21 protein-coding genes, 1 pseudogene and 1 riboswitch are annotated in these 22,374 nt (G+C 49.4%); of the genes and pseudogenes, 17 read left to right on the top strand and 5 right to left on the bottom strand.

Annotated features, from left to right (window positions below):
* Nucleotides 1-7: 7 nt before the first annotated feature.
* The 4 genes from Bovatus_RS20525 (at nucleotide 8) to Bovatus_RS20515 (ending at nucleotide 4,138) form a co-directional block, all read left to right on the top strand.
* Nucleotides 8-1,564, top strand: coding sequence for a glucosaminidase domain-containing protein (locus Bovatus_RS20525; protein WP_004301292.1), 1,557 nt, complete (start codon nucleotides 8-10; stop codon nucleotides 1,562-1,564).
* A 44-nt stretch (nucleotides 1,565-1,608) separates the two neighbouring features.
* Complete coding sequence (locus tag Bovatus_RS25550) at nucleotides 1,609-1,749, top strand: hypothetical protein (protein ID WP_167560843.1); 141 nt, start codon at nucleotides 1,609-1,611, stop codon at nucleotides 1,747-1,749.
* A gap of 86 nt (nucleotides 1,750-1,835) precedes the next feature.
* Entirely contained in the window at nucleotides 1,836-2,444 is a 609-nt protein-coding gene (locus tag Bovatus_RS20520) for a hypothetical protein (protein ID WP_005944254.1), read from the top strand.
* A gap of 5 nt (nucleotides 2,445-2,449) precedes the next feature.
* Nucleotides 2,450-4,138 (top strand): zincin-like metallopeptidase domain-containing protein, encoded by a 1,689-nt coding sequence (locus Bovatus_RS20515; RefSeq protein ID WP_004301287.1) that lies wholly within the window; start codon nucleotides 2,450-2,452, stop codon nucleotides 4,136-4,138.
* A 60-nt stretch (nucleotides 4,139-4,198) separates the two neighbouring features.
* On the opposite strand, the gene Bovatus_RS20510 is transcribed toward Bovatus_RS20515, so the two are convergent.
* The 4 genes from Bovatus_RS20510 to Bovatus_RS20495 all read right to left on the bottom strand — a co-directional run bounded on the left by Bovatus_RS20510 (nucleotide 4,199) and on the right by Bovatus_RS20495 (nucleotide 6,213).
* Entirely contained in the window at nucleotides 4,199-4,573 is a 375-nt protein-coding gene (locus Bovatus_RS20510; protein WP_004301285.1) for a hypothetical protein, read from the bottom strand.
* A gap of 11 nt (nucleotides 4,574-4,584) precedes the next feature.
* Entirely contained in the window at nucleotides 4,585-4,842 is a 258-nt protein-coding gene (locus Bovatus_RS20505; protein ID WP_004301283.1) for a hypothetical protein, read from the bottom strand.
* Nucleotides 4,839-5,306, bottom strand: coding sequence for a hypothetical protein (locus Bovatus_RS20500; RefSeq protein ID WP_008759631.1), 468 nt, complete (start codon nucleotides 5,304-5,306; stop codon nucleotides 4,839-4,841). The genes Bovatus_RS20505 and Bovatus_RS20500 overlap by 4 nt, the downstream gene beginning before the upstream one ends.
* 424 nt (nucleotides 5,307-5,730) lie before the next feature.
* Nucleotides 5,731-6,213 carry a hypothetical protein gene (locus Bovatus_RS20495; protein ID WP_004301275.1) on the bottom strand — a complete coding sequence of 161 codons (483 nt, stop codon included), beginning with the start codon at nucleotides 6,211-6,213 and terminating at the stop codon, nucleotides 5,731-5,733.
* Between the two features lie 420 nt (nucleotides 6,214-6,633).
* Nucleotides 6,634-6,825, top strand: a riboswitch (cobalamin riboswitch).
* Between the two features lie 159 nt (nucleotides 6,826-6,984).
* Between Bovatus_RS20495 and Bovatus_RS20490 the strand changes: the two genes are divergently transcribed.
* From Bovatus_RS20490 to Bovatus_RS20435, 13 genes and pseudogenes are all read left to right on the top strand, one after another.
* Nucleotides 6,985-7,953 (top strand): DUF4465 domain-containing protein, encoded by a 969-nt coding sequence (locus Bovatus_RS20490; protein ID WP_004301268.1) that lies wholly within the window; start codon nucleotides 6,985-6,987, stop codon nucleotides 7,951-7,953.
* 75 nt (nucleotides 7,954-8,028) lie between these two features.
* Nucleotides 8,029-9,774, top strand: a complete 1,746-nt coding sequence (locus Bovatus_RS20485; protein ID WP_004301266.1) for a PKD-like domain-containing protein — start codon at nucleotides 8,029-8,031, stop codon at nucleotides 9,772-9,774.
* A gap of 23 nt (nucleotides 9,775-9,797) precedes the next feature.
* A complete protein-coding gene (locus Bovatus_RS20480; protein ID WP_004301264.1) occupies nucleotides 9,798-11,897 on the top strand; it encodes a hypothetical protein in 2,100 nt (699 codons plus the stop codon).
* 85 nt (nucleotides 11,898-11,982) lie between these two features.
* Entirely contained in the window at nucleotides 11,983-13,062 is a 1,080-nt protein-coding gene (locus Bovatus_RS20475) for a glutaminyl-peptide cyclotransferase (protein WP_004301261.1), read from the top strand.
* Between the two features lie 13 nt (nucleotides 13,063-13,075).
* A complete protein-coding gene (locus Bovatus_RS20470) occupies nucleotides 13,076-15,166 on the top strand; it encodes a TonB-dependent receptor plug domain-containing protein (protein ID WP_052588034.1) in 2,091 nt (696 codons plus the stop codon).
* Nucleotides 15,167-15,170: 4 nt separating this feature from the next.
* Nucleotides 15,171-16,310, top strand: a complete 1,140-nt coding sequence (locus Bovatus_RS20465) for an ABC transporter substrate-binding protein (RefSeq protein ID WP_004301256.1) — start codon at nucleotides 15,171-15,173, stop codon at nucleotides 16,308-16,310.
* Complete coding sequence (locus Bovatus_RS20460; RefSeq protein ID WP_004301254.1) at nucleotides 16,311-17,291, top strand: FecCD family ABC transporter permease; 981 nt, start codon at nucleotides 16,311-16,313, stop codon at nucleotides 17,289-17,291. It abuts the gene before it with no gap.
* The gene (locus Bovatus_RS20455) at nucleotides 17,288-18,043 is read left to right on the top strand and encodes an ABC transporter ATP-binding protein (protein ID WP_004301252.1); all 756 of its coding nucleotides are present in this window, start codon (nucleotides 17,288-17,290) and stop codon (nucleotides 18,041-18,043) included. The genes Bovatus_RS20460 and Bovatus_RS20455 overlap by 4 nt, the downstream gene beginning before the upstream one ends.
* Before the next feature lie 14 nt (nucleotides 18,044-18,057).
* Nucleotides 18,058-18,825, top strand: coding sequence for a threonine/serine exporter family protein (locus Bovatus_RS20450; RefSeq protein ID WP_004301249.1), 768 nt, complete (start codon nucleotides 18,058-18,060; stop codon nucleotides 18,823-18,825).
* A complete protein-coding gene (locus Bovatus_RS20445; RefSeq protein WP_004301247.1) occupies nucleotides 18,822-19,322 on the top strand; it encodes a threonine/serine exporter family protein in 501 nt (166 codons plus the stop codon). The genes Bovatus_RS20450 and Bovatus_RS20445 overlap by 4 nt, the downstream gene beginning before the upstream one ends.
* 3 nt (nucleotides 19,323-19,325) lie before the next feature.
* A complete protein-coding gene (locus tag Bovatus_RS20440) occupies nucleotides 19,326-20,063 on the top strand; it encodes a DUF6064 family protein (RefSeq protein WP_004301245.1) in 738 nt (245 codons plus the stop codon).
* Between the two features lie 116 nt (nucleotides 20,064-20,179).
* Nucleotides 20,180-20,278, top strand: a pseudogene (locus Bovatus_RS25835) (ABC transporter ATP-binding protein); the annotation flags it as partial.
* On the top strand, nucleotides 20,275-20,871 hold the full coding sequence (locus tag Bovatus_RS20435) for a DUF2284 domain-containing protein (RefSeq protein WP_008669449.1): 597 nt from the start codon (nucleotides 20,275-20,277) through the stop codon (nucleotides 20,869-20,871). The pseudogene Bovatus_RS25835 and the gene Bovatus_RS20435, both read left to right, overlap by 4 nt.
* 100 nt (nucleotides 20,872-20,971) lie before the next feature.
* Here the strand turns inward: Bovatus_RS20435 and Bovatus_RS20430 are convergent, their stop codons facing one another.
* Nucleotides 20,972-22,372, bottom strand: coding sequence for an OmpA family protein (locus Bovatus_RS20430; protein WP_004301238.1), 1,401 nt, complete (start codon nucleotides 22,370-22,372; stop codon nucleotides 20,972-20,974).
* Nucleotides 22,373-22,374 lie beyond the last annotated feature (2 nt).

The raw sequence follows: 22,374 nt of genomic DNA, 5'->3' as shown, positions 1-22,374 counted from the left end.
GACGATTATGAGCAAGAATCAGGAATATGCACTGCAATACGCGGATTATGCGATGGCACAGATGCGCAGGTATGGCATTCCGGCTTCCGTCACATTGGCGCAAGGCATACTGGAAAGCAGCAACGGACAGAGCCGTCTGGCGAGGAACGAGAACAACCATTTCGGCATCAAGGCGACACCCTCGTGGATTGCCGGAGGCGGCAAATACGGAATCTACACCGATGATAAGCCGAATGAAAAGTTCTGCAGCTATGACAGCGTGGGTGATTCATACGAGCATCACTCCCGCTTTTTGAAGGAGAACAGCCGCTATGCCGGTTGCTTCAAACTCTCCCCGGACGATTACAAGGGCTGGGCACAAAGCATTGAGAAAGCCGGTTACGCCACAGGCGGCAAGTATGCCGAGAACCTGCAAAAAATCATTGAGCAGAACGGCTTGCAGAAGTATGACAGGCAGGTGATGCAGGAGATGGCGGCACAAGGCAGGCAGTTCGGGGTAGAACACAATCCGCTCCAGACCTCCGAAGGTGCGGAACATGGAACGGGGTATTCGTTCCCGGTGGAACGGGAGGAATTTCTGTTCATTACCTCTCCGTTCGGAACACGGCAAGACCCGTTGGACGGCACAAAGCAACAGATGCACAAGGGCGTGGATATACGTTGCAAAGGCGATGCGGTACTGGCTACGGAGAACGGCGGCAAGGTCGTGGCGGTAAACCAGAACAAGAATACGCCCGGCGGCAAGTCGCTGACGGTGGAATATGCCCGGACGGACGGCAGCAAGGTACAATGTACCTATATGCACCTCAAGGAGATTTCCGTCAAGGTCGGCGATACGGTACAGGCCGGCGGACGGCTCGGCACATCGGGCAATACGGGAACACGGACGACCGGGGAACATCTGCATTTCGGTGTGAAGAATATCTATGCCGACGGGACGAAACGGGATATAGACCCTGCGGCGTATCTGGCTGAAATCGCACAGAAAGGACATATCAAATTGCAAATGCTGCACAACGGGAATGACCTGCTCGCCAAATACAAGGCGGCGGAAGATACCGTGCCTGAAAAGAACCTTTCGCCCGACGGATGGATGAAAAAACTCCTTTCGTCGGAGGATAGCGGTGTGGGAATGTCGGGATGCAACGACCCGATTGTGGAGATGGCGATGACCGCTTTCGCCTCCCTGATGCTGCTGGCCACACAGATTGACAACCGGAACGAAGAGGAACAGAAGGCGATGATATCCACCGCGATGGATCTTCGTACCATCGACCTGAAGCCGTTGTTGCCGAATATGAAGAACTGCGACCTGACTATCGGCGAGAACGGCAAGGCCATTCTGAAAGCGGACAATGGGGAACTGCGTGTCTCGCGGGAGCTGACCGCTTCCGAGCTGAACCGGTTGTCTGCCACGTTGAACAACGGCACACTCACGGAAGAGACCAAACGGATGCGTGTAACCGGTATGCTGAATACGGTTATCCTGTCGGAAGCGGCCTCACAGAATTTCGAGCAAGAGATGTCCCGGCAACAGGGACAGACGGAAAACCTGCGAAGATAAAGGCATGGCGATATGGTAAAATGCGTGATGATACAGCTATGCAAATGTCTGGCGGGAGTCTCCATCCTTGCGTTGCACGTCCGGTTCTGCTACCTGCTGTTGGGGTGGATCGGGACGCTCGTTGTCGTGGGCGTGCAATTAGCCATCGCCGGATGGATGGTCTGGGCGATGATACGTGCGCCTGACTGACCGTACCCTCCAACAGTTCAACATCAATCAACCCATGTATCACTTGTCGGATGATCCATGTATCATTAAAGACAAAAAACAGATGATTAAATGTAATGTTACGGTATGCGGCGTTATCGGCCGCGATGCGTCGGTTCGCAAGAACAGAGAGGAAAAGGAGTTTATGGCATTTCCGCTCCGGGTACAGATTCCGGCAACGGGTGGACGGCATACTATCGAGGTGGATGTCCGCAAGGAGTGCAGTCAGGAAGAAGCCACCGGTTATCGGAACGGCTCCCGTGTGGAAGTGAGGGGTACGATGTATCTCAAACGCCGGGGTGACAAGCTCTATTTCAACCTGTTCGCCGATGAAATCTGCAATGCCGCTACGGATGATGCGGATTGCGTCAAGGGTGAGCTGGCATTTCGTGGTAAAGTCGGCCAGAATATCGAGGAGAAAAGGGATAAGAAAGACCAGCCTTATACGGTGTTCTCGGCGTTCAGTGCGGAGAAGGTCGATGACGGCTTCGAATACCAGTGGGTGCGCTTCTTCTGTTTCGGCAAGGAGCGCGATGCGTGGCTACAGCCGGGTATAAAGGTGGATGCCATAGGTGAAATGAACCTGTCGGCACATAACGGGAAAATCAATCTTTCCTGCAAGGTGGAGGAACTGACGCAATATGTGGCGGATTCGTCTAACTATAATCAGTAAGTAATATGGCCGGTTACAGAAAGAAGAATGCCGACGGACCGAACAGCGAGGACAAGGCTCTCGACCTGTTCGCCGAAATGATGATCGAGAAAATCGAGGGCATTCAAAAGGACTGGAAAAAGCCTTGGTTTACCGAGGGTGCGTTGCAGTGGCCTCGCAACCTTCACGGGCGCGAGTACAACGGGATGAATGCTTTTATGCTGCTTTTGCACTGCGAGAAAGAAGGGTACAAGATTCCCCGTTTCTGCACCTTCGATTGTGTTCAGAAGCTCAATAAGTCCGGCAAGGATGGAGAGGAACTGCCGCGTGTCTCCGTGCTTCGTGGCGAGAAGTCCTTTCCGGTCATGCTCACCACGTTCACTTGTATCCATAAGGAGACCAAGGAGAAAATCAAGTATGACGATTACAAGAAACTCTCCGATGACGAAAAGGAACAGTACAATGTTTATCCGAAGATGCAGGTTTTCAGGGTCTTCAATGTTGCGCAGACCAATTTGCAGGAAGCGCGACCGGAGCTGTGGCAAAAACTGGAGCAGGAAAATTCGCGTCCGGCAATCGAGGAGGGCGAGCATTACAGTTTTGCCCCAGTCGATACGATGATAAGGGATAACCTGTGGATTTGTCCGATTACGCCGAAATATCAGAATGACGCCTACTATTCCATCACGAAGAATGAAATCATCGTGCCGGAAAAGGAACAGTTCAGATCGGGAGAATCGTTTTACGGGACACTGTTCCATGAGATGACGCACTCGACCGGTGCGGAGGGTGTTCTCGATCGGTTCAAGCCGACTACCTTCGGTTCTCCTGAATATGCCCGTGAGGAACTGGTGGCAGAGTTAGGTAGCGCACTGGTCGCACAGCGTTACGGCATGACCAAGCATATCAAGGAAGAAAGTTGTGCATACCTCAAAGGATGGCTCGATGAGCTGAAGGAATCGCCGCAATTCATCAAGACAACGCTCCTGGACGTGAAAAGGGCAACCTCGATAATTACCCAGAAGGTGGATAAGATAGCGCAAGAACTGGAACAAAATGTCGGCGAGAAGCAGGAAAACGGAGCGGCGGCAAAGGAGAAGACATTTTATTCCTCTGTCGCGTATCTCCAATTTTCGGATGACACGAGGCCGCTTGACGAACTCCGGGAGAAAGGCGATTGCGAGGGATTGCTGACGCTTGCCAAGGAGTATTACGACGGCAACGGCATCAACGAACAGCATACTTATTTATCAGCCACGAACAACAAGGGTGACAGCCTAATTGCCGAGGATGAGAATTTCGCTGTCGTGTACAACGGGAGTGTCGGGGGAACCTACGAGGTGATGTTGAAATTCACGGAGCAGGAAATTCGCGACCATATCCGGCGTTACGGTGTCGATATTGCCGGAGAGACGATAAAAGAGGTTGCCAGGGAGATGGCGGCGGAACAGTTCTCCGCTTTGGCGCATCAAAAGATTCCGGCCTTCGAGATGCCGAACGGCGACGTGCTGTATGTCGAATATAACAAGGACTCCGATATGCTTGATGTCGGGCAGCCCACCAATGCCGGGCTGGTCGCGCAGCATCGTTTCCCTTACGACCACAATATCGGGTTGGATGCCAACCTGCAAGCCGTGAACGAGAAGCTGAACGAACTGGAAGAGTATCGGGCAGAGCTACAAGAGGCTGAATACAGCGTCGGTATGCGCCGGTAAGGATGGAAAGAAAAAGATGCGGAACCGGTTGGCTCCGCATCTTTTCTTGTTTTCGGTTTTTTATTCTTTCAGTAAATCATCCATCATGGACTGCAAATTTGCCATGTCACAATATTGGTTATATCCTCCTCTGTAGTCTTTTGCGTGTTGGGCTGTCCGTATCAGAAACGAATCAAGTTCAACTCTTACGCCGCCGCCCATTCGGGCTAACGTGGAAGAGTGACTGATGTAAACGAACTTGCCGTTGCGCTCGATGAAACATGAGGTATCATAATGTCCTTTTAAGTTGGATGCCACCTGTGCACCGACCGCCGTTGCATATTTGGAAATCTCACGTACCAATGCTGTCTGGAAACTGCGATACTCTTTTGAAACATAGCCTCCTGCATCTGCAAGGATAGCGTTCTGCCATTTGGTATAAAAATTCTGTGCCATATTGATATTTATTATTCGTTCCGCAAATAACTTTTCCACTTCTCGCCGTCAATGGTCAGTTTGCCCATTTCCCAATCGTATTCCACTTCCGGTATATTGGTATAAGGGAAATGAACGGTGTAACCTATCTGTCCGTAAGAGCAATGCAGAGGGGTAACACAAATCTCCCAACCGAAGTAAAGTTGCGGTGTGCAGTATTTCCGCCAGTTGAAACGACCTGCGGCAATATTGCCGCAAAGCCGTTTTAAGATTTTGTCTTCGTTTGTCATTCTGTACCTCCTTTGCTGAGTATGGTGAGTTGTCCGGGACGGTCTGGGAACCAATAGGCATCACTGTCGATATATACGCATCTACCGCCATTCCAAGGTTTTCTGAAAGCTAATACTTCTTTGGGGCCAAATACCACCCCGTAGTCGTTAGTAAACGCCACCATATCGCCTACAGCCAAATCATTGTCTGTTTCCATGACTTCGGAAAGACGGTTGAAAAACTCCATGCCCTCGGCTTCACGCTCTTTTTTCCAGCGCAAAAATTCCTCTTTGTGGCTTCTCGATGAGCCAATAGGTGATAGCTCCGATGCCAAGACTTCAATCTCTGAAGAACCTGTTGCGATTAAAATAATACTGTCGCTATCCACTTTTTCGGGAGTTGAGATAATTCGACATTCTACATCGTTATCGGCAGTGTGCCAATAAAGGAGGTTGCCTTGCTTGATGAAATCGTACTTGCTCATTGTCTTTTGATTTATTGATTTTTTATTTCCCTTTTCTTGAAGTCTTCTGACTTCGCCCAAAAGGGTTGTTTTCATGTGCGTTCCAAACGGGGGATACAAGAACGACGGACAAGGAACCTGCGATGAAATTTTATGAAATACCGTTATCTCCGATTACGGAAAGTTGTCATCAAATTTTATTTCAGGTAGCGATAGCGGTACTTGAACCATGTTCGTCCACCGTACCTTTGCACACGAAAACAAGCCTGTGGCGTATGTCGGGGTAGTGAAGGGATTATACCCTTAAAAAAGGAATATACCGGCAGTGAAACCGGTGGCGGAAGCTCTGCAGAGCATATTTATAAAAGTAACCGGTGAGCCTGTGCAAAAAAGAGAGTAACCACCCGCCTCAAAAGCGGGTGGTTGCCAATGTTTCGGACAAACATCAGAAGTGGTAATCAACAACTCCTCCGATGTAGAGTATCGTTCCCGGTTCAAGCCTACAAACAAACTCCATAAACGCAAAGGACTGTTCGGCAAAAGATTGGCAGCCGTCGCCATCCAAATAGAAATGATAGGCGACATCCAACGGATTTTCCACTGCCTGTTTGAGATAATAGGTCGACCCCCATTCCAACATATTATCTGCCGTAAGAGCATCCGCTCTCTTTTTGATATTGGCGACATACTCCTCTTTCCATTGCTCTATGCCACCATTATAGCGCATGGTGTCATCGGATATAAGCTCGAACATTCCGTTGGGTAAGGCATAATTGACCAAATTGGCAATATCCTCTTTACGGTTTTCCTCGTCTATTTCTGAACAATAGTCATAGAAGCTCCCGTCTCCTTGCTGGAGTGTGTCCTCATTCAGATAGTTTTCTTTGTCTATCGGCTCCGTTGAAATTTGAAAAATCCTGCTGTGCATAATTGTAAATTTTAATTTGTTAAACTTTTTATTTCCCTCTTCTTGAAGCTCTTTCGGCTTCTCGTTGGGGAATGATTTTTATGCAGGACTGACAGACGGATCGAGGCAAATAAGACAAGTGAACGGCGGGCGGATTTTACGGAATACCCCAATCTGCGATTTGCGGAAGGCTGCTGTAAAATTCGCAAAACGTTAGCATTTGCGGCTCTTGGCAATTGACCGAACGCTGTACCTTTGCATAAAAATCACCCGACAGGAATTGCCGACATAAGGGGAGAAGACGAATTAAAAAATAAATGATTGGGCAATGGCATATCGTTATTCGCAACTAAAAAATGGTAGAAAGAGTACATTTTTATATTCATAAAAGCTGTTATCAGAAAAAAATGGAGAAAAAAGAAATTATATAAAAAATAACTCTTAACTTTGCACCAGTTAAGTTTCCTATCGAAGTGTCGATTGGAATTAAAAGGGAATCCCGGTGAAAATCCGGAGCTGTACTCGCAGCTGTAAGTCCTATTAAAGTTTATCGCACTCTTTGCCACTGGTGAAAGCTGGGAAGGCGCGATAAGCGGGATGAGCCAGAAGACCTGCTTGATAAGATATGATTTAGTGACCACGGGATAATTGGCATTAGATCAAAATGAACAGAGGCTCATCCAAAGACCACCTGTATTCTTTTTGATAACCGGTTTCTCATTCGTTGCAAATCTATCGCAAGGAAAACGAATGTGTAATTAAACTTTTTGTTTAACTTTTAATACTTGAGTTATGAAAAAGAATTTTAGGTTTATGGCAATGGCCGTTGTAGCAATGGCCGCCACAGTGTTCACCGGATGTTCGTCCGACGATGACTTCCTTACTCCGTATGAAGAAAGTGCGATTCAAACCCGCGCAACACCTAACCCCGATGGAACGACTACCATCACGTTTGATGATTTTGCCTCTTCGATGATGGCTATGACAACTTCCTACGGTGCTAATTATTATGGAAATGTGGGTTCGTATACCCAAGTAAAAGAAATTGCTGATCCAGATGGAGTGTTCATGTCTGAGATTAACACTGTGACTAATAATTATGGAACATTCAACAATTTCTCTTGTGGTGGATTAGCATTGTCTAAATGGAATTACCGTACCAATCCATCTTCTGCCGAAGGAATTACGATTACCGGTGATACCATACCGAGTGATTGGTGGTATTCCTATAACAATCAAATGAGTGTTTATGATACGACTTCTGTTAATGGCTCTAACGAAGGTGCAGGTCATAGCGGAAATAATTTTGCTGTTGTTTATGGTTATTCTGATGAATATAATACCGAATGGATGGCTCAACCCGAATTCTATTTAACAGGCGAATATACTCTAAAAGGTTTATGGTTCTGTAATTCATCATATACCTATGGTGTAATCATGCATGGTAATAAATTCGGCGCATCCGGTGTAGCTACTCCGCTGTCAGCACAAGTCGATGCAGGCGGAAACCATATTGGGTATTTCCAAGTTGAACTTGAATGTTATGATTTTGCTGGTAATAAGTTAGCTACATACACCAAGGTATTAGCCGATTATAGAAATGGGAAGAACGAAAATCCCGTTACTACATGGACATATTGGCCTATTAATCAAGCTGGAGTAGGATTTGTGAAATTTAACTTTTCAGGTTCCGACACAGGAGAGTATGGCTTAAATACCCCTGCATACCTCTGTATTGATGATATTGTTTTTGAAAACTAATTTTATAACCACCCCTTTCAAGGAAATTTAAACTTGGAAGTGGTGGTTGTCTTTTAATCTAACCAGCTTGTATTCATGGTAATCAAAAATTTATTTTTTTTTACACTCGCTGTATTATTCATATCCTGCAATCGGGATGAGGTTGTCGTTGCAGAATCCGGACAAGCCCCAGTGATTGAACTCGATAGTGAAGACGGTATCTATGCAGTCAAGATTGGCCGGGAACTGGTCATCGCACCGACTTACCGGTACGCAGACCATGCCTTGTTTGCCTGGACCATAGAGGGGAAACTGATTTCCACAGACCCGACCCTGAAATACACGTGGGATGAATCGGGGGAGGTCTTTATTACGCTGCGGGTGGACAACGAAAACGGTCATGCCGAAGAAGAGGTGAAAGTGGAAGTGAGGGATTTGTTGCCCCCGGCCATCAATCTGTATGTGCCGGCCAAAGGATTGAAAGTACAAAAAGGCATAGAGAATACCCTGACTGCCGTGATTGCCCATCGCGACCTTGCCGGTTTCAAGGTGGAATGGGTACGTGCAGGGGTTGTGGTATCCACCGATACGACCTATACGTTTAAGGAAAATCAGGTGGGAGTTTTTCCGATTACCATAACAGCATCCAACGAGGATGGTGAAACCAAGAAAGAGTTGGAGATAGAGGTGGTCGAGAATATGCCTTATGAGGTTGTTTTCCCTGCCCCGTCTTATGAGCAGTCTGTTTCCACACGCTATACGTTTGCCGGGCGACCAGTGTTCTTGCGTCCATTGCTGGACTATTTCGAGAATCCGCAATACCGCTGGAGCATAGACGGTAAGCCCGTGGAAGGTGAAACCGGTCGGGTGTATAAGTTCACCCCTTCGTCCGCCGGAGAATACCGGATAACCGTCTCTGTCACCGAAATGCAAAATAGCATATCCGTGGAATCCGCCGTCACCGTAGTTTGCGTGAACGGGTCGGAATCTTCCGGATATCGTGCTGCTTCAGGTGCGAGTTCGGCCTATTCCAACAGAGTGTATGAATATACGCCGGCTCCCGGACAATTCATCAACGAAACCAATACTGGTGGTTTTACCGGTAGCGAATCGACCCGAGAAGCGGCCGTCGAATATGCTTCCAAGCGTATTGCCAAGCAAAGTTATGTATCTCTCGGCTCCTTTGGCGGTTACATCATAGTAGGGTTTGACCACAGCATTCAGAATAAGGGTGGATATGATTTTGCTATTCAGGGCAATGCCTTTGATTCTTCCAATGAACCGGGGATAGTGTGGGTGATGCAGGATGTCAACGGCAATGGACTTCCCGATGATGAGTGGTACGAACTGCGGGGCAGCGAAACAGGGAAACCCACCACCATTCAAGATTATGAGGTGACCTATTTCCGACCGGCCTCGGATGGTTCACACACTTATTGGATTGACAATTTGGGAAACACTGGCTGGGTCGATTTCAATGCCTACCACACGCAACCTTACTATTATCCGTTGTGGATTACGGCCGACTCCTACACTTTGTACGGTACTCGACTATTGCCACGCAATTCACAAAGTCCATCCACAGGTTACTGGAGTAACTCTCCTTATGACTGGGGGTATGTGGATAATTGCGGTTCCGATATGTTGGCTGGTGATTCGTATGACGGTTCTGGACAGAAAAACGGATTCAAAATATCTAATGCCATGTATCACGACGGCTCTCCGGTAAATCTCCAATACATCGACTTCATAAAAGTTCAGAATGGAGCCTTGGCTAAAAGCGGCGTTTTAGGAGAAATCTCTACCGAAGTATTTTCGTTCCAAGATTTAAACATAAAGTAAAAAACAATAATAACATATTACAAATGAAACCAATCAATTTTAACTTGCTGTTCGGCCTTTTCTTCGGTATTTTGGCTGTCGGCTGTTCCGATAAGAACGAAATTCCAGTTGATGCTGATGATAATTTCATCACATCCGTGGTACTGAGTGTGAATGATAAGACATATGATGCTGTCATTGAGAACAACACAATTACGATGACTGTACCATACACAGTTTCTCTTGATGGAGCAAAGGCATCTTTCATTTACACACCTTCTGCAAAGATATTCCCTGATCCAACATCCATAACTGATTGGAACACTGAACGTACTTTCCGTGTTACTTCTTTTAATGGAGCTACCAATGACTATACTTATGTTGTTGTGAAGGATGAGATAAGAAGTGAGGGTGATGTAGAACTGAAAAAAAACTCAGAAGTAGCTGCTTTTATTGAATCTGGCGTTACAATCATAAAAGGTAATCTTATTATTGGTTCGGACGCAGAAAATGCAGAAAATATCAGTGATATTTCTGGACTTAGTATTATTAAAGAAGTCGAAGGAACCATCACAATAAAGAACAGCTATACCGGTGGAACGCTGACCGGTTTGGACAACATTACCAAAATCGGCGGTTTGTCGATTGGTTCGGAGGAAAACCCGGCTGCGAACGAAACGCTGGAGATGGTCTCCATGACCAAATTGAACGAGGTAACGGGCAATATCCATGTGTACAACAATGGTGTAAAATTCGTTCAGTTTGATCTGCTAAAAGCTATTGAGGGTGATTTTGTTATCAGTTCGTCCACATTGACAACGCTTCAAATACCCGAACTGATAAACGTCGGAGGGGCATTAAACATTTTCGGTATGGGTAAAGGTGCAATTAGCACATTGGTATTTCCCAAAGTACAGACTGTTAAAAATTCGTTAAGCATTAATGAGATTTCGACTTTAAAATCTATCTCTTTCCCTGAGCTTATTGAAACAGGAAGTATTAATTTTTCATCTTTGCCTATCGAGTTTGAAAAATTATCAATGCCCAAACTTTCTGTTGTTAATGGAGATTGTTTTATTATTTCGAACTATATTCAAGGAGATTTGTTTTCCACTACAGGAAATGTTTCTCTTACTAATCTTGATGAAATGTCGAATCTGGCAACCGTAACAGGCCTTCTTTCAATTTGTTATTTCTATGAACTTTCATCATTATCAAATCTTAAAAACTTAAAAAGAATAGGATCGTTAAAATTAGAGAAGCTAATAAGTTGTTCTTCTCCTATAGACATTAGTGATGCTGTTTTTTCTAATGAAGATTCAGAGGAATCCATTATACGCATCTCGGAATGTAAGAAACTACAAAAACTTATAACGAAAGATGATCTTTCGAATGTTTCTATTTATATTGATGCCTGGGCGAATAACTATGTTGATTTCAATTTTAAAAAGGTAAAGAATTTATCATACATAACACCAGACAAAAAAGTTTTTACCCTTCCAATTGAAGAGGTACACGGCGACTTTTATTTTGGTGCAGGGATGAAATCTGGCATCGTTGCAAATAATCTCAAATTTGTTGACGGCTATATGCATCTCAAAATTAATATGATGGCATCAAACTTAGAATTTTCAAAACTTGAAAAAATTGGCGGTCAATTTTTTATGGAGGGGGCACTTAATACTCCTAAAATGGTTCATAATTTTAGTAATTTAAAATCGATTTGTTGCAATTCAAATCCATCATATGCAAAAGAAGGTAAGTGGTCAACCAACGACCTTCCATATGGAGGATTAGATATCCGTTCTACAACCACTTATGAGCTTTTTCCTGTGCTTGAAAAAGTTGGAGGAGCGGGAATAACGATTCATGGATTTTCCGCTTTCTCATGCCCTGAATTAGTCTCTATAGCTGGATCTTTAAGTGCAGATGATGCTTCCAAATTAACATCTTTTGATATGCCGAAGCTTAAAAGTTTATCAGGAGTGAATTTCGTTAAGCTTACTTCTTTTTCTGATTTTTCTATATTTGAGCCTTTTATCAAGGATAATCAAATTACTGAACCAAATTGGATTGTAAGTGGCTGCAAATACAACCCCACCTACCAAGACATGATAGACGGGAAGTACAAGCCCGCTGAATAGATAACCAAACAATAAATTTTCTGCCAATCCTCGGTATGCTTGCCGTAAGGTAAGACTACCGGGGATTAACTATAAAAACAACGGTATGACCCATCACCAATTGAAATATCTGCTATGGAGCGTAGTTGTCGGAGCGACACTATCCTTAACCGCCTGCATGAAGTGGGACTACGGCGATGCCGTGGAGGATTTCAACGCCACGGGAGCCGGACTGTTCATTACCAACGAGGGCAACTTCCAGTACGGCAACGCCTCGCTGAGCTACTACGACCCAGAGACCAAACAGGTGCAGAACGAGGTCTTCTTCCGTGCCAACGGCATGAAGCTCGGCGACGTGGCACAGTCGATGACCATCTACGACAACAAGGGCTGGGTCGTGGTGAACAACTCCCACGTGATTTTCGCCATCGACCTGAACACCTTCAAGGAGGTGGGACGCATCGAGAATCTGACCTCCCCGCGCTATATCCATTTCCTGAGCGACGAGAAAGCCTATGTCACCCAACTGTGGGACAACCGCATCTTCATTATAAATCCGCGAACGTATGAAATCACCGGGCATATCCAAGTGCCGGACATGACGATGGAAAGCGGCTCGACGGAGCAGATGGTGCAGTACGGCAAATACGTCTATTGCAACTGTTGGAGTTACCAGAACCGTATCATCAAAATCGACACCGAGACCGACCAAGTTGTCGATGAACTGAAAATCGGCATCCAGCCCACATCGTTGGTCATGGACAAGTATAACAAGATGTGGACGATTACCGACGGCGGCTACGAGGGCAGCCCCTACGGTTACGAAGCCCCCTCGCTCTACCGCATCGACGCCGAGACCTTCACTGTGGAGAAGCAGTTCAAGTTCAAGTTGGGCGACTGGCCCTCGGAGGTGCAGCTCAACGGCGACAGGGACAAACTCTACTGGATTAACAAAGACATCTGGTGCATGGACGTGACGGCGAGCCGTGTGCCGGTGCGCCCGTTCCTCGAATACAGCGGTACGATTTATTACGGCTTGACGGTGAACCCCGCTAACGGGGAGGTGTACATCGCTGATGCCATCGACTACCAACAGCAGGGCATGATATACCGCTACTCACTTGACGGCGAACTGATTGATGAATTTTATGTTGGGATTATCCCTGGTGCATTTTGTTGGAAATAAGAAAGGAGGCAATATGAAAAGACTATATCTGTTATTCGCTTTGGCGGCATGTCTCCCCACGGCACTTTTTGCGCAGCAGACGGAAAGCAAAAAGCGGTCAGGCTGGCATCTCACCATACCGGAAGTCACGGTCATCGGACATCGGCCGATGAAAGAAATCGGCGTGCAGAAGACGAAGTTCGATTCACTCGCACTGAAAGAGAACATCGCCCTCTCAATGGCGGACATCCTGACATTCAACTCGTCCGTGTTTGTCAAAAGCTACGGCCGCGCCACGCTCTCGACCGTTGCCTTCCGCGGCACGTCGCCCAGCCATACGCAGGTGACGTGGAACGGGATGCGCATCAACAACCCCATGCTCGGCATGACCGACTTTTCTACTATCCCGTCCTACTTCATCGACCAAGCGTCGCTGCTGCACGGCACTTCGTCGGTGAACGAAACGGGCGGCGGACTGGGCGGTTTAGTCAAGCTCGGCACGGCTCCCGAAGTCGCCGAAGGGTTCAACGCCCAGTACGTGCAGGGCATCGGCTCGTTCAAGACCTTCGACGAGTTCGCTCGCTTCACCTACGGAAGCAAGCGGTGGCACGGCTCTACCCGTGCGGTCTATTCTTCCTCGCCTAACGATTACAAGTACACCAACCACGACAAGAAGATAAATATCTACGACGAGGACAAGAACATCATCGGGCAGTATCACCCCGTAGAGCGCAACCGAAGCGGTGCGTTCAAGGACCTGCACCTGCTTCAAGAAGTCTATTACAACACCCACAAAGGCGACAAATTAGGCCTGAACGCATGGTATATCAACTCCAACCGGGAACTTCCGATGTTGACGACCGACTACGGAGATGCAACCGACTTCGAGAACCGCCAGCGGGAACAGACTTTCCGCAGTGTCCTTTCGTGGGATCATATCAAAAGCAATTGGAAACTTGGCGTGAAAGGCGGTTACATACACACATGGATGGCCTACGACTACAAGCGTGAGGTCGCACCTGATAACTGGGCGTCGATGACCCGTTCGCGCAGCAAGGTAAATACGTTCTACGGGCAGGCTGAAGGTGAATACAGTCCAACAAAACGTTGGTTTTTCACCGCTAACGTATCGGCTCACCAGCATTTGGTACGCAGTGAGGACAAGAATATCATTTTGCAGGACGGAGGCAAGGCCATCGTGGGCTATGACAAAGGACGCGTGGAACTTTCCGGCTCCGTATCTGCCAAGTGGCAACCGATAGACCGGCTTGGCATGTCGGTTGTGTTGCGAGAAGAAATGTACGGTTCCGAGTGGGCTCCACTTATACCGGCTTTTTTTATTGACGGCATCATTTCTCCGAAAGGGAATGTGATGCTCAAAGCTTCTGTTTCACGCAATTACCGTTTCCCGACGCTGAATGACCTCTATTTCCTGCCCGGTGGCAATCCCAATCTGAGAAACGAGCATGGTTTCAGCTACGATGCAGGTGTAAGTTTCGAGGTCGGCAAAGAAAATGCCTATAAGTTGAACGGCGGCGTGAACTGGTTCGATTCCTACATCGACGACTGGATTATCTGGCTGCCCACCACCAAAGGATTCTTTTCGCCCCGCAACGTGAAGAAGGTACACGCCTACGGCATCGAGGTCAAAGCGAACCTGGCCGTGCAGCCGGCAAAGGATTGGCTCATCGACCTGAACGGCTCTTATTCGTGGACACCCTCTATCAACGAGGGCGAGAAAATGTCACCTGCTGACCAGTCGGTGGGCAAACAGCTGCCCTACGTGCCGGAGCATTCCGCCTCGCTGACAGGACGGTTGTCGTGGCGGTCGTGGGCGTTCCTTTACAAGTGGGCGTTCTACTCGGAGCGTTTCACCATGTCAAGCAACGACTACACGCTGACAGGACACCTGCCCGAATATTTCATGAGCAACGTCTCCTTGGAGAAAAACCTGTTTTTCAAACCGGTGGACGTTCAATTGAAATTTGCAGTCAATAATCTCTTCAACGAGGACTACCTTTCGGTGCTCTCGCGCCCCATGCCCGGTATCAACTTCGAACTGTTCATCGGCATCACCCCGAAGTTCGGAAAAAATAAGAAGAAATCCGTAAATACAAATTTGTAACAATATGAAAGCATTGAAAAATCTGAGCCTGATATTGCTGCTTGTACTGACATTCACAGGCTGCCATGATAAGAGTTCCAAACTTGCCGATTTCAACCGAACGGCCTATACACCTGAATACGCTTCGGGGTTTAACATAAAAGGTGCTGACAGCAGAAAGAGCGTATTGGTTACCGTCACGAACCCTTGGCAGGGAGCCGACAGCATTACCACGTGCCTGTTCATCGCCCGTGACGGCGAAGCCGCTCCCGAAGATTTCACCGGTCAGGTACTCAACGGGAATGCCGGACGCATCGTCTGCATGTCTTCGACCCATATCGCCATGCTTGACGCGATCGGCGAAACGGGGCGCGTGGTCGGGGTATCGGGTATCGACTACATTTCCAATCCCGATATTCAGGCACGACGCGACAGCGTCGGCGACGTGGGCTATGAGGGGAACATTAACTATGAGCTGCTGCTCTCGCTCGATCCCGACCTCGTACTGCTTTACGGCGTGAACGGGGCCAGCTCGATGGAAGGGAAACTGAAAGAACTGAACATCCCGTTCATGTATGTCGGCGATTACCTGGAAGAGTCGCCGCTGGGCAAAGCCGAATGGCTGGTGGCATTGGCGGAGGTTGCAGGAAAACGGACAGAGGGAGAGAAAGTGTTTGCCGAGATTCCGGTTCGCTATAACGCTTTGAAAAAGCGAGTAACCGATGCAGCCATCGATGCCCCTTCAGTGATGCTCAACACGCCTTACGGCGACAATTGGTTCATGCCCTCGACCGAAAGCTATGTCGCCCGGTTGATCAAAGATGCCGGAGGCGATTACATCTACAAGAAGAACACGGGAAACGCTTCCGCGCCCATCGACCTCGAAGAGGCGTATCTGCTGGCCTCGCAAGTCGATATGTGGCTGCATGTGGGTATGGCGAACACGCTCGACGAACTGCGAGCCGCCTGCCCGAAGTTCACCGACACCCGGTGCTTCCGCAACGGATACGTCTATAACAACAACGCCCGCACGAATGCCGCCGGCGGCAACGACTACTACGAGTCGGCCGTGGTGAATCCCGACCTCGTGCTACGAGACCTCGTAAAGATATTCCACCCCGAACTGGTCGCAGAAGATTTCGTCTATTACAAGCAATTGAAATAAATGCGCTCCCGTTCCGTCCTATTATTTACCGCACTGGCTGCCCTCACCCTCTTCCTGTTTCTGCTGGATTTGGCGGTGGGGGCTGTCGCCGTGCCGCTCGGCGATGTTTGGGCGGCCCTGACGGGTGGCGATTGTCCGCGAGCGACGGCGAAAATCATACTGAATATCCGACTGATTAAGGCGGTGGTCGCGTTGCTGGCCGGAGCCGCCCTGTCGGTCAGCGGTCTTCAGATGCAGACCCTCTTCCGCAATCCCCTTGCCGGGCCTTACGTGCTCGGTATCAGTTCGGGCGCGAGCCTCGGCGTGGCACTCGTCGTACTTGCCGGTGTCGGCTCGTCGATAGGCATCGCTGGGGCGGCATGGCTCGGAGCGGCAATCGTGTTGGTTGTCATCGCCGCCGTCGGACACCGCATCAAAGATATCATGGTAATTCTGATTCTCGGCATGATGTTCTCGTCGGGAATCGGTGCGGTCGTCCAAATATTGCAGTATGTTGCCAACGATGAATCCTTGAAAATGTTCGTCATCTGGACGATGGGATCGCTCGGCGACGTGACCTTCAATCAGCTTGCGGTACTCATCCCGTCGATTATCGCCGGATTGTTGTTGGCCGTAATCACCATCAAGCCGCTCAACCTGCTGCTGTTCGGCGAGGAGTATGCCGTGACGATGGGGCTGAACGTCCGTCGCTCACGCGGACTGCTGTTCCTCTCCACGACGTTGCTGGCCGGCACGGTGACCGCCTTTTGCGGTCCGATAGGTTTCATCGGGCTGGCCATGCCCCACGTCACGCGGATGCTGTTCCGCAACAGTGACCATCGGGTGCTCGTGCCGGGCACCGTTCTTTCGGGTGCTTCCGTGCTGCTGCTTTGCGACCTCGTTTCCAAACTGTTCACCCTGCCGATCAACGCCATCACCGCGCTGCTGGGAATCCCCATCGTGGTGTGGGTGGTCTTGCGCAATAAATCCGTTACGGCATGATAGAATTACACGATTTATCCATAGGCTACGGGGATCGAACCTTGCTCAGCGAGGTAGAAGCCACAATCGAAAAGGGCAAACTGACAGCCCTAATCGGCCGCAACGGTACGGGCAAATCGACGCTGCTCCGGGCTATTGCCGGGCTGAACCGCCGTTATTCCGGTCGAATCCTGCTCGACGGACGCCCCGCCGCCGATACGCGAACCGCAGAGATGGCCCGAACGCTGGCGTTCGTCACGACCGAGCGCACACGCATCGCCAACCTCAAATGCGAGGACGTCGTGGCTATCGGCCGCGCACCCTATACCAATTGGATAGGAAGGATGCAGAAGGCCGACACGGAAATCGTTATGCGGTCGCTCGCCTCGGTAGGCATGGAGGACTATGCGGAACGCACGATGGACAGGATGTCGGACGGCGAGTGCCAGCGCATCATGATCGCGCGGGCGTTGGCGCAGGATACACCGATTATTCTGCTCGACGAACCCACCTCGTTCCTCGATATGCCCAACCGCTATGAATTGTGTACGCTGCTGGCACAGCTGGCACACGACGAAGGGAAATGTATCCTGTTTTCGACCCACGAACTCGATATCGCCATGTCGCTCGCCGATGCGATAGCCCTTATCGACCCGCCCCGACTGGTATGCTTGCCCACCGAAGAGATGCGCCGGAGCGGCTGCATCGAACGGCTGTTCCGCAATAAATGCGTGACGTTCGATACTGCGACAGGTGTGGTAAAAGTCCGATAAACAATGATCCGCATATGAAAACGCAGCAGGAACTTTGCGATATACTCGGTTTCATCGCCGAATACGCCACCTATCAGCTCGGCTCGGGAGTTCACACCTCGCGGGCGGTCCGCAATTCACGCCGGATCGGCGAAGCGCTGGGCGTGGACGTTCAGTTGTCGAGTTTCCAAAAGAGTACGATACTGACTGTGCTCGACCTCGGGAGCGGCGAGTCCGCAACCCGTGTGGTGGCAATCCCGTCGCTCCCCATCAGTTTCGAGCGGAACTCTGATTTGAGTGCCTTGAGCTGGGACGCATTGGACGAGGGCCTCTCGCTCGACGAAATCCGCAGCCGTTACCGGACGCTGGTTGACAAACCGCGCATGGACCCGATCTTCACGCTCGTGTTCGTCGGACTGGCCAACGCCTCGTTCTGCAAGCTCTTCGGCGGCGACTGGACGGCCGTGGGCATCGTCTTCACGGCGACACTCGTGGGCTTCGCCGTCAAACAGCGCATGCAGGCTCACGCAGTCAATCACTTTCTCGTCTTCGCCTGCTCGGCTTTCGTCGCGTCACTCTGCGCCACGGCCGCCTTGCGTTTCGACTGCACAGCCGAGATCACTTTGGCCACCAGTCCGCTGTTTCTCGTGCCGGGCGTGCCGCTCATCAACGGGGTCATCGACATCATGGAAGGACACGTCCTTATGGGTGTCAGCCGGCTGGTCAACGCCATGCTGCTGATCGTCTGCATCGCCGTCGGTTTGTCGGCCACTTTGTTAATGGTTAAAGATTCGCTGCTATGATCGTGACGGATATTCTGCTCGACGGACTCTTCGCCGCTGTCGCCGCCATCGGATTCGGGGCCATCTCCGATCCGCCGATGCGAGCCTTTCCACGCATCGCCCTGCTTGCCGCCATAGGCCACGCCTTGCGTTTCACGCTGATGCACTGTTCCGCACTGGATATCGCCACCGCATCGCTTTTCGCGGCCTTTGCAATCGGTATGGGCAGCCTATGGCTCGGCCGCGGTGTCCGCTGCCCGATGACCTGTCTCTACATCCCGGCTCTGCTGCCGATGGTGCCGGGCATCTACGCCTACAAGACGGTTTTCTCGCTCATCATGTTCCTCCAGTCGCTCGATCGGGCTGACGAAGGGATGCGCTACATGCAGCAGTTTTTTCTCAATGCCACCGTATCGCTGAGTGTCATTGCGCTGCTTGCCGCCGGTGCCACGCTGCCGATATTCATCTTCAAGCGCCGGGCCTTCTCTATGACCCGACGCACACGAAAAAATAGTTAGGTTATGGAAATTTTTTGGAACACGATCGCGGCCTACAATGCCGCAACCTGGCCTGCGCAGATTGTCTTTACGGGCATTGCAACCCTGCTGCTTCTGTTGCTCTGCCTGCGGCCGACAAACACTGTGCGCATCGCCATGAAGAGTTTCATGGCGATGCTCAACTTTTGGATTGCCGGAGTCTATTACATGATCTATTGCCGACCGCGCGAATATCACGGCATGTTAGCACTCTTCTGGGCCATCATGGGTGGAATCTGGATTTATGACCTGCTGGTGAAACACGCCTCGCTCGAACGCACCGGCCAGCACAACGCATTCGCTGTCCTGCTCCTTGCCATGCCGTTGATATATCCCCTCTGCTCGCTGGCGCTGGGCCACGAATTCCCCATGATGACCTCGCCCGTCATGCCCTGTTCGGTGGCGGTTTTCACCATTGGACTGATGCTCGCCTTCTCGGAGCAGGTCAATATCGTGCTGGCCATGTTCCTCTGCCACTGGGCGCTGATCGGACTGTCGAAAGTCTACTTCTTCGGCATACCCGAAGACTACCTGCTGGCGTGCAGTACCGTACCTGCACTCTACATCTTCTTTCGGGAGTATGTCCGAAGCAACGCCGACCGGCCGACGAAACCCTCGGCCCACGTACTCGATGCACTGCTCATTGCGCTGAGTCTGGTCGTCGGCATCTTCTTTACCGTCACGCTCCTGCACCAACTCGACCTATTCACCCAAATCATCTGATTTATACGCGCATGCTCAAACAAATATTTTACCATTGCAATGGACTCGAGCCGATAAACCGGCACATAACTCGATATTACCTTTATAGCCCTTTTCTCGATTTACCGGTTCTGCTGACGAAGGAGATGCGCCTGAGCGGCTGTATAGAACGGCTGTTCCGAAATAATTGCGTGAAGTTCGACACTACAATAGGATTCATTAAAGTGAAGCAATGACTGAAAAATATATCATAGAGAATTTCACGGCAGGCATCGGCGTGGATGAATATATTTCACGTTTCCGGGATGAGAAACGGTTTGTCGAGTTTTGCAGGCAATGCCCTAATTACGGTAACAGTTGGGGATGTCCGCCGTTTGATTTCGATACCGGAGAATTTCTGCGCCAGTACAAGTATGCCTATCTTATGGCTACCAAAATTATTCCTATCGAAAAAGGCATCCCGATAGACAAATCACAAGAGTTAATCAGACCAGAACGAATCAGGATAGAAAAAGAGTTGCTGGAACTGGAGCACAGATACGGAGGCAGGGCATTCGCCTATGTAGGAAAATGCCTATACTGTCCAGATTCCGAATGCGCCCGCAAATGCAACCGTCCTTGCCTGCATCCGGACAAAGTACGTCCCTCGCTTGAAGCATTCGGATTCGATATAGCACGTACCCTCTCGGAACTTTTCGGGATAGAACTGCTTTGGGGAAAGAATGATATTTTACCAGAATATCTTGTGCTCGTAAGCGGATTATTTCATAACTCGACAGAAAATATTATCAGTCATACGAAGCGTAATCCGGATTCAGGAAACCTATAATCTTATTACTCTCATTGATAACGTTATGATAGCCATTCACAAAAAAGTCCCTGCAATCCGGATTATAGATTGAGGGACTTGATGAAAGTTAATGTAAAAACTAAAAGAATAACTCCACTTTCGTATGCCTGTTGGCTTCGACCGGCACATGGTCAGCTATGCCGCCCCTGCTTACCTTGACGATGCGTTCGATCGGTATGCCACGCTTTTCTAATTCTGCAACGATATGATCCGCTCTCAATGTGCTTAATGAACCATTAAGCACGGGAGTTCCAGTCGAACTGTCGGCCGCGCCGGTCACTTTCACGGATAATCCGTATTTCTTGGCCACGCGAGCCAGTTCATCAAGGTTAAGCATTTGGGAAGCATCCGTCAGGTGCGCCGTATTGAGGTTAAAAAAGAAATAGACAGGCGACCCGATGCAATTTCCGGCTTGTATGAGTTCCGTCTTTTCAGAAACGATTATGCCCGGTTGTTCGGAATCATCTCCGTTGTTGCCATATATAATACTTGCAGAATCAAGTGGCGAGATTCCATCCCAATGCCGGTTTTTCAATCTTGCCCGAAGTGAGTTCAATCCGCTGTAATTATTTCTGGGATAACCTTGACGGCGGTCGGTCTCATCGTCATTAACCAGATGACCGTACTTGTCAAGCAAGCCTTCTATTTCCAGAATTTTCAACAATTCTGCGAGCGTCCGTCGGTTGCGGTCGTACCAGTCTTTATAACGCTTGTTTTCTCCGGACAAGACATTGGCATAATCCACGAGCCACTCATTCTGACGAATGTAAGGTGTTGCATCAACCGCGCGTTTCCAACCGACCTTTCCGAGATGAAACGTGAAACCGGCGGTCAGCGATACCATGTGGTCGCCGAGGCGGTTCGGGCGTCCGTAACCATCGAAGTCCTGAAAGGTGGTCGTGCCGGAGAGTTCCAACATGGCACTTACTCGTTTGGAAATCCGATATTCTCCCTGTACGCCATACGAAACAGCAAAGGGATTATTCCCGTTAGAAGCATTGTGCAACAGGCCGACACCGGCAAAGGGAGCAAGATTCCAGCGTACCTGTTCTTGCCGGGCATATCTGCGGCCAAGGACATTCCACAGCAGATCCGCATGGATATGGTGGTATTCCTGATTGGACAATGTTCCATCTTTGAACTGCACACCGCTGTAATTGATACGTGCACCGACGGACGGAGTGAACCATTTTCCGACTGCGAAACTGTACGAGGGTTTCAAGCGTCCGAAGAGGTCTTCGCAGCCGAGAGGTGTGCCGAGAAAGGCGGACGTACCCCCGGCAATGCTGACAAACCAGTTGCCAGTCCGGGATGCCGGAAGTACCACTCCGTCAAGATAGACGGGCTGTATCGGTTGCCGTTCCTCCGAGACATTATAGTACGGTGTATGTTGTACAGTATCCACCTGTACGGGTTGTACACTTGCCTGCGCCTGCAACGTGCAAAGCACGGCCAATATAAAAAAGATCTGTTTCGTCATAT

This window comes from Bacteroides ovatus (assembly GCF_001314995.1).
Lineage (GTDB): Bacteria > Bacteroidota > Bacteroidia > Bacteroidales > Bacteroidaceae > Bacteroides > Bacteroides ovatus.
The sequence above is the reverse complement of the archived record's forward strand: the minus strand, read 5'-3'. Positions and strand labels throughout refer to the sequence as shown.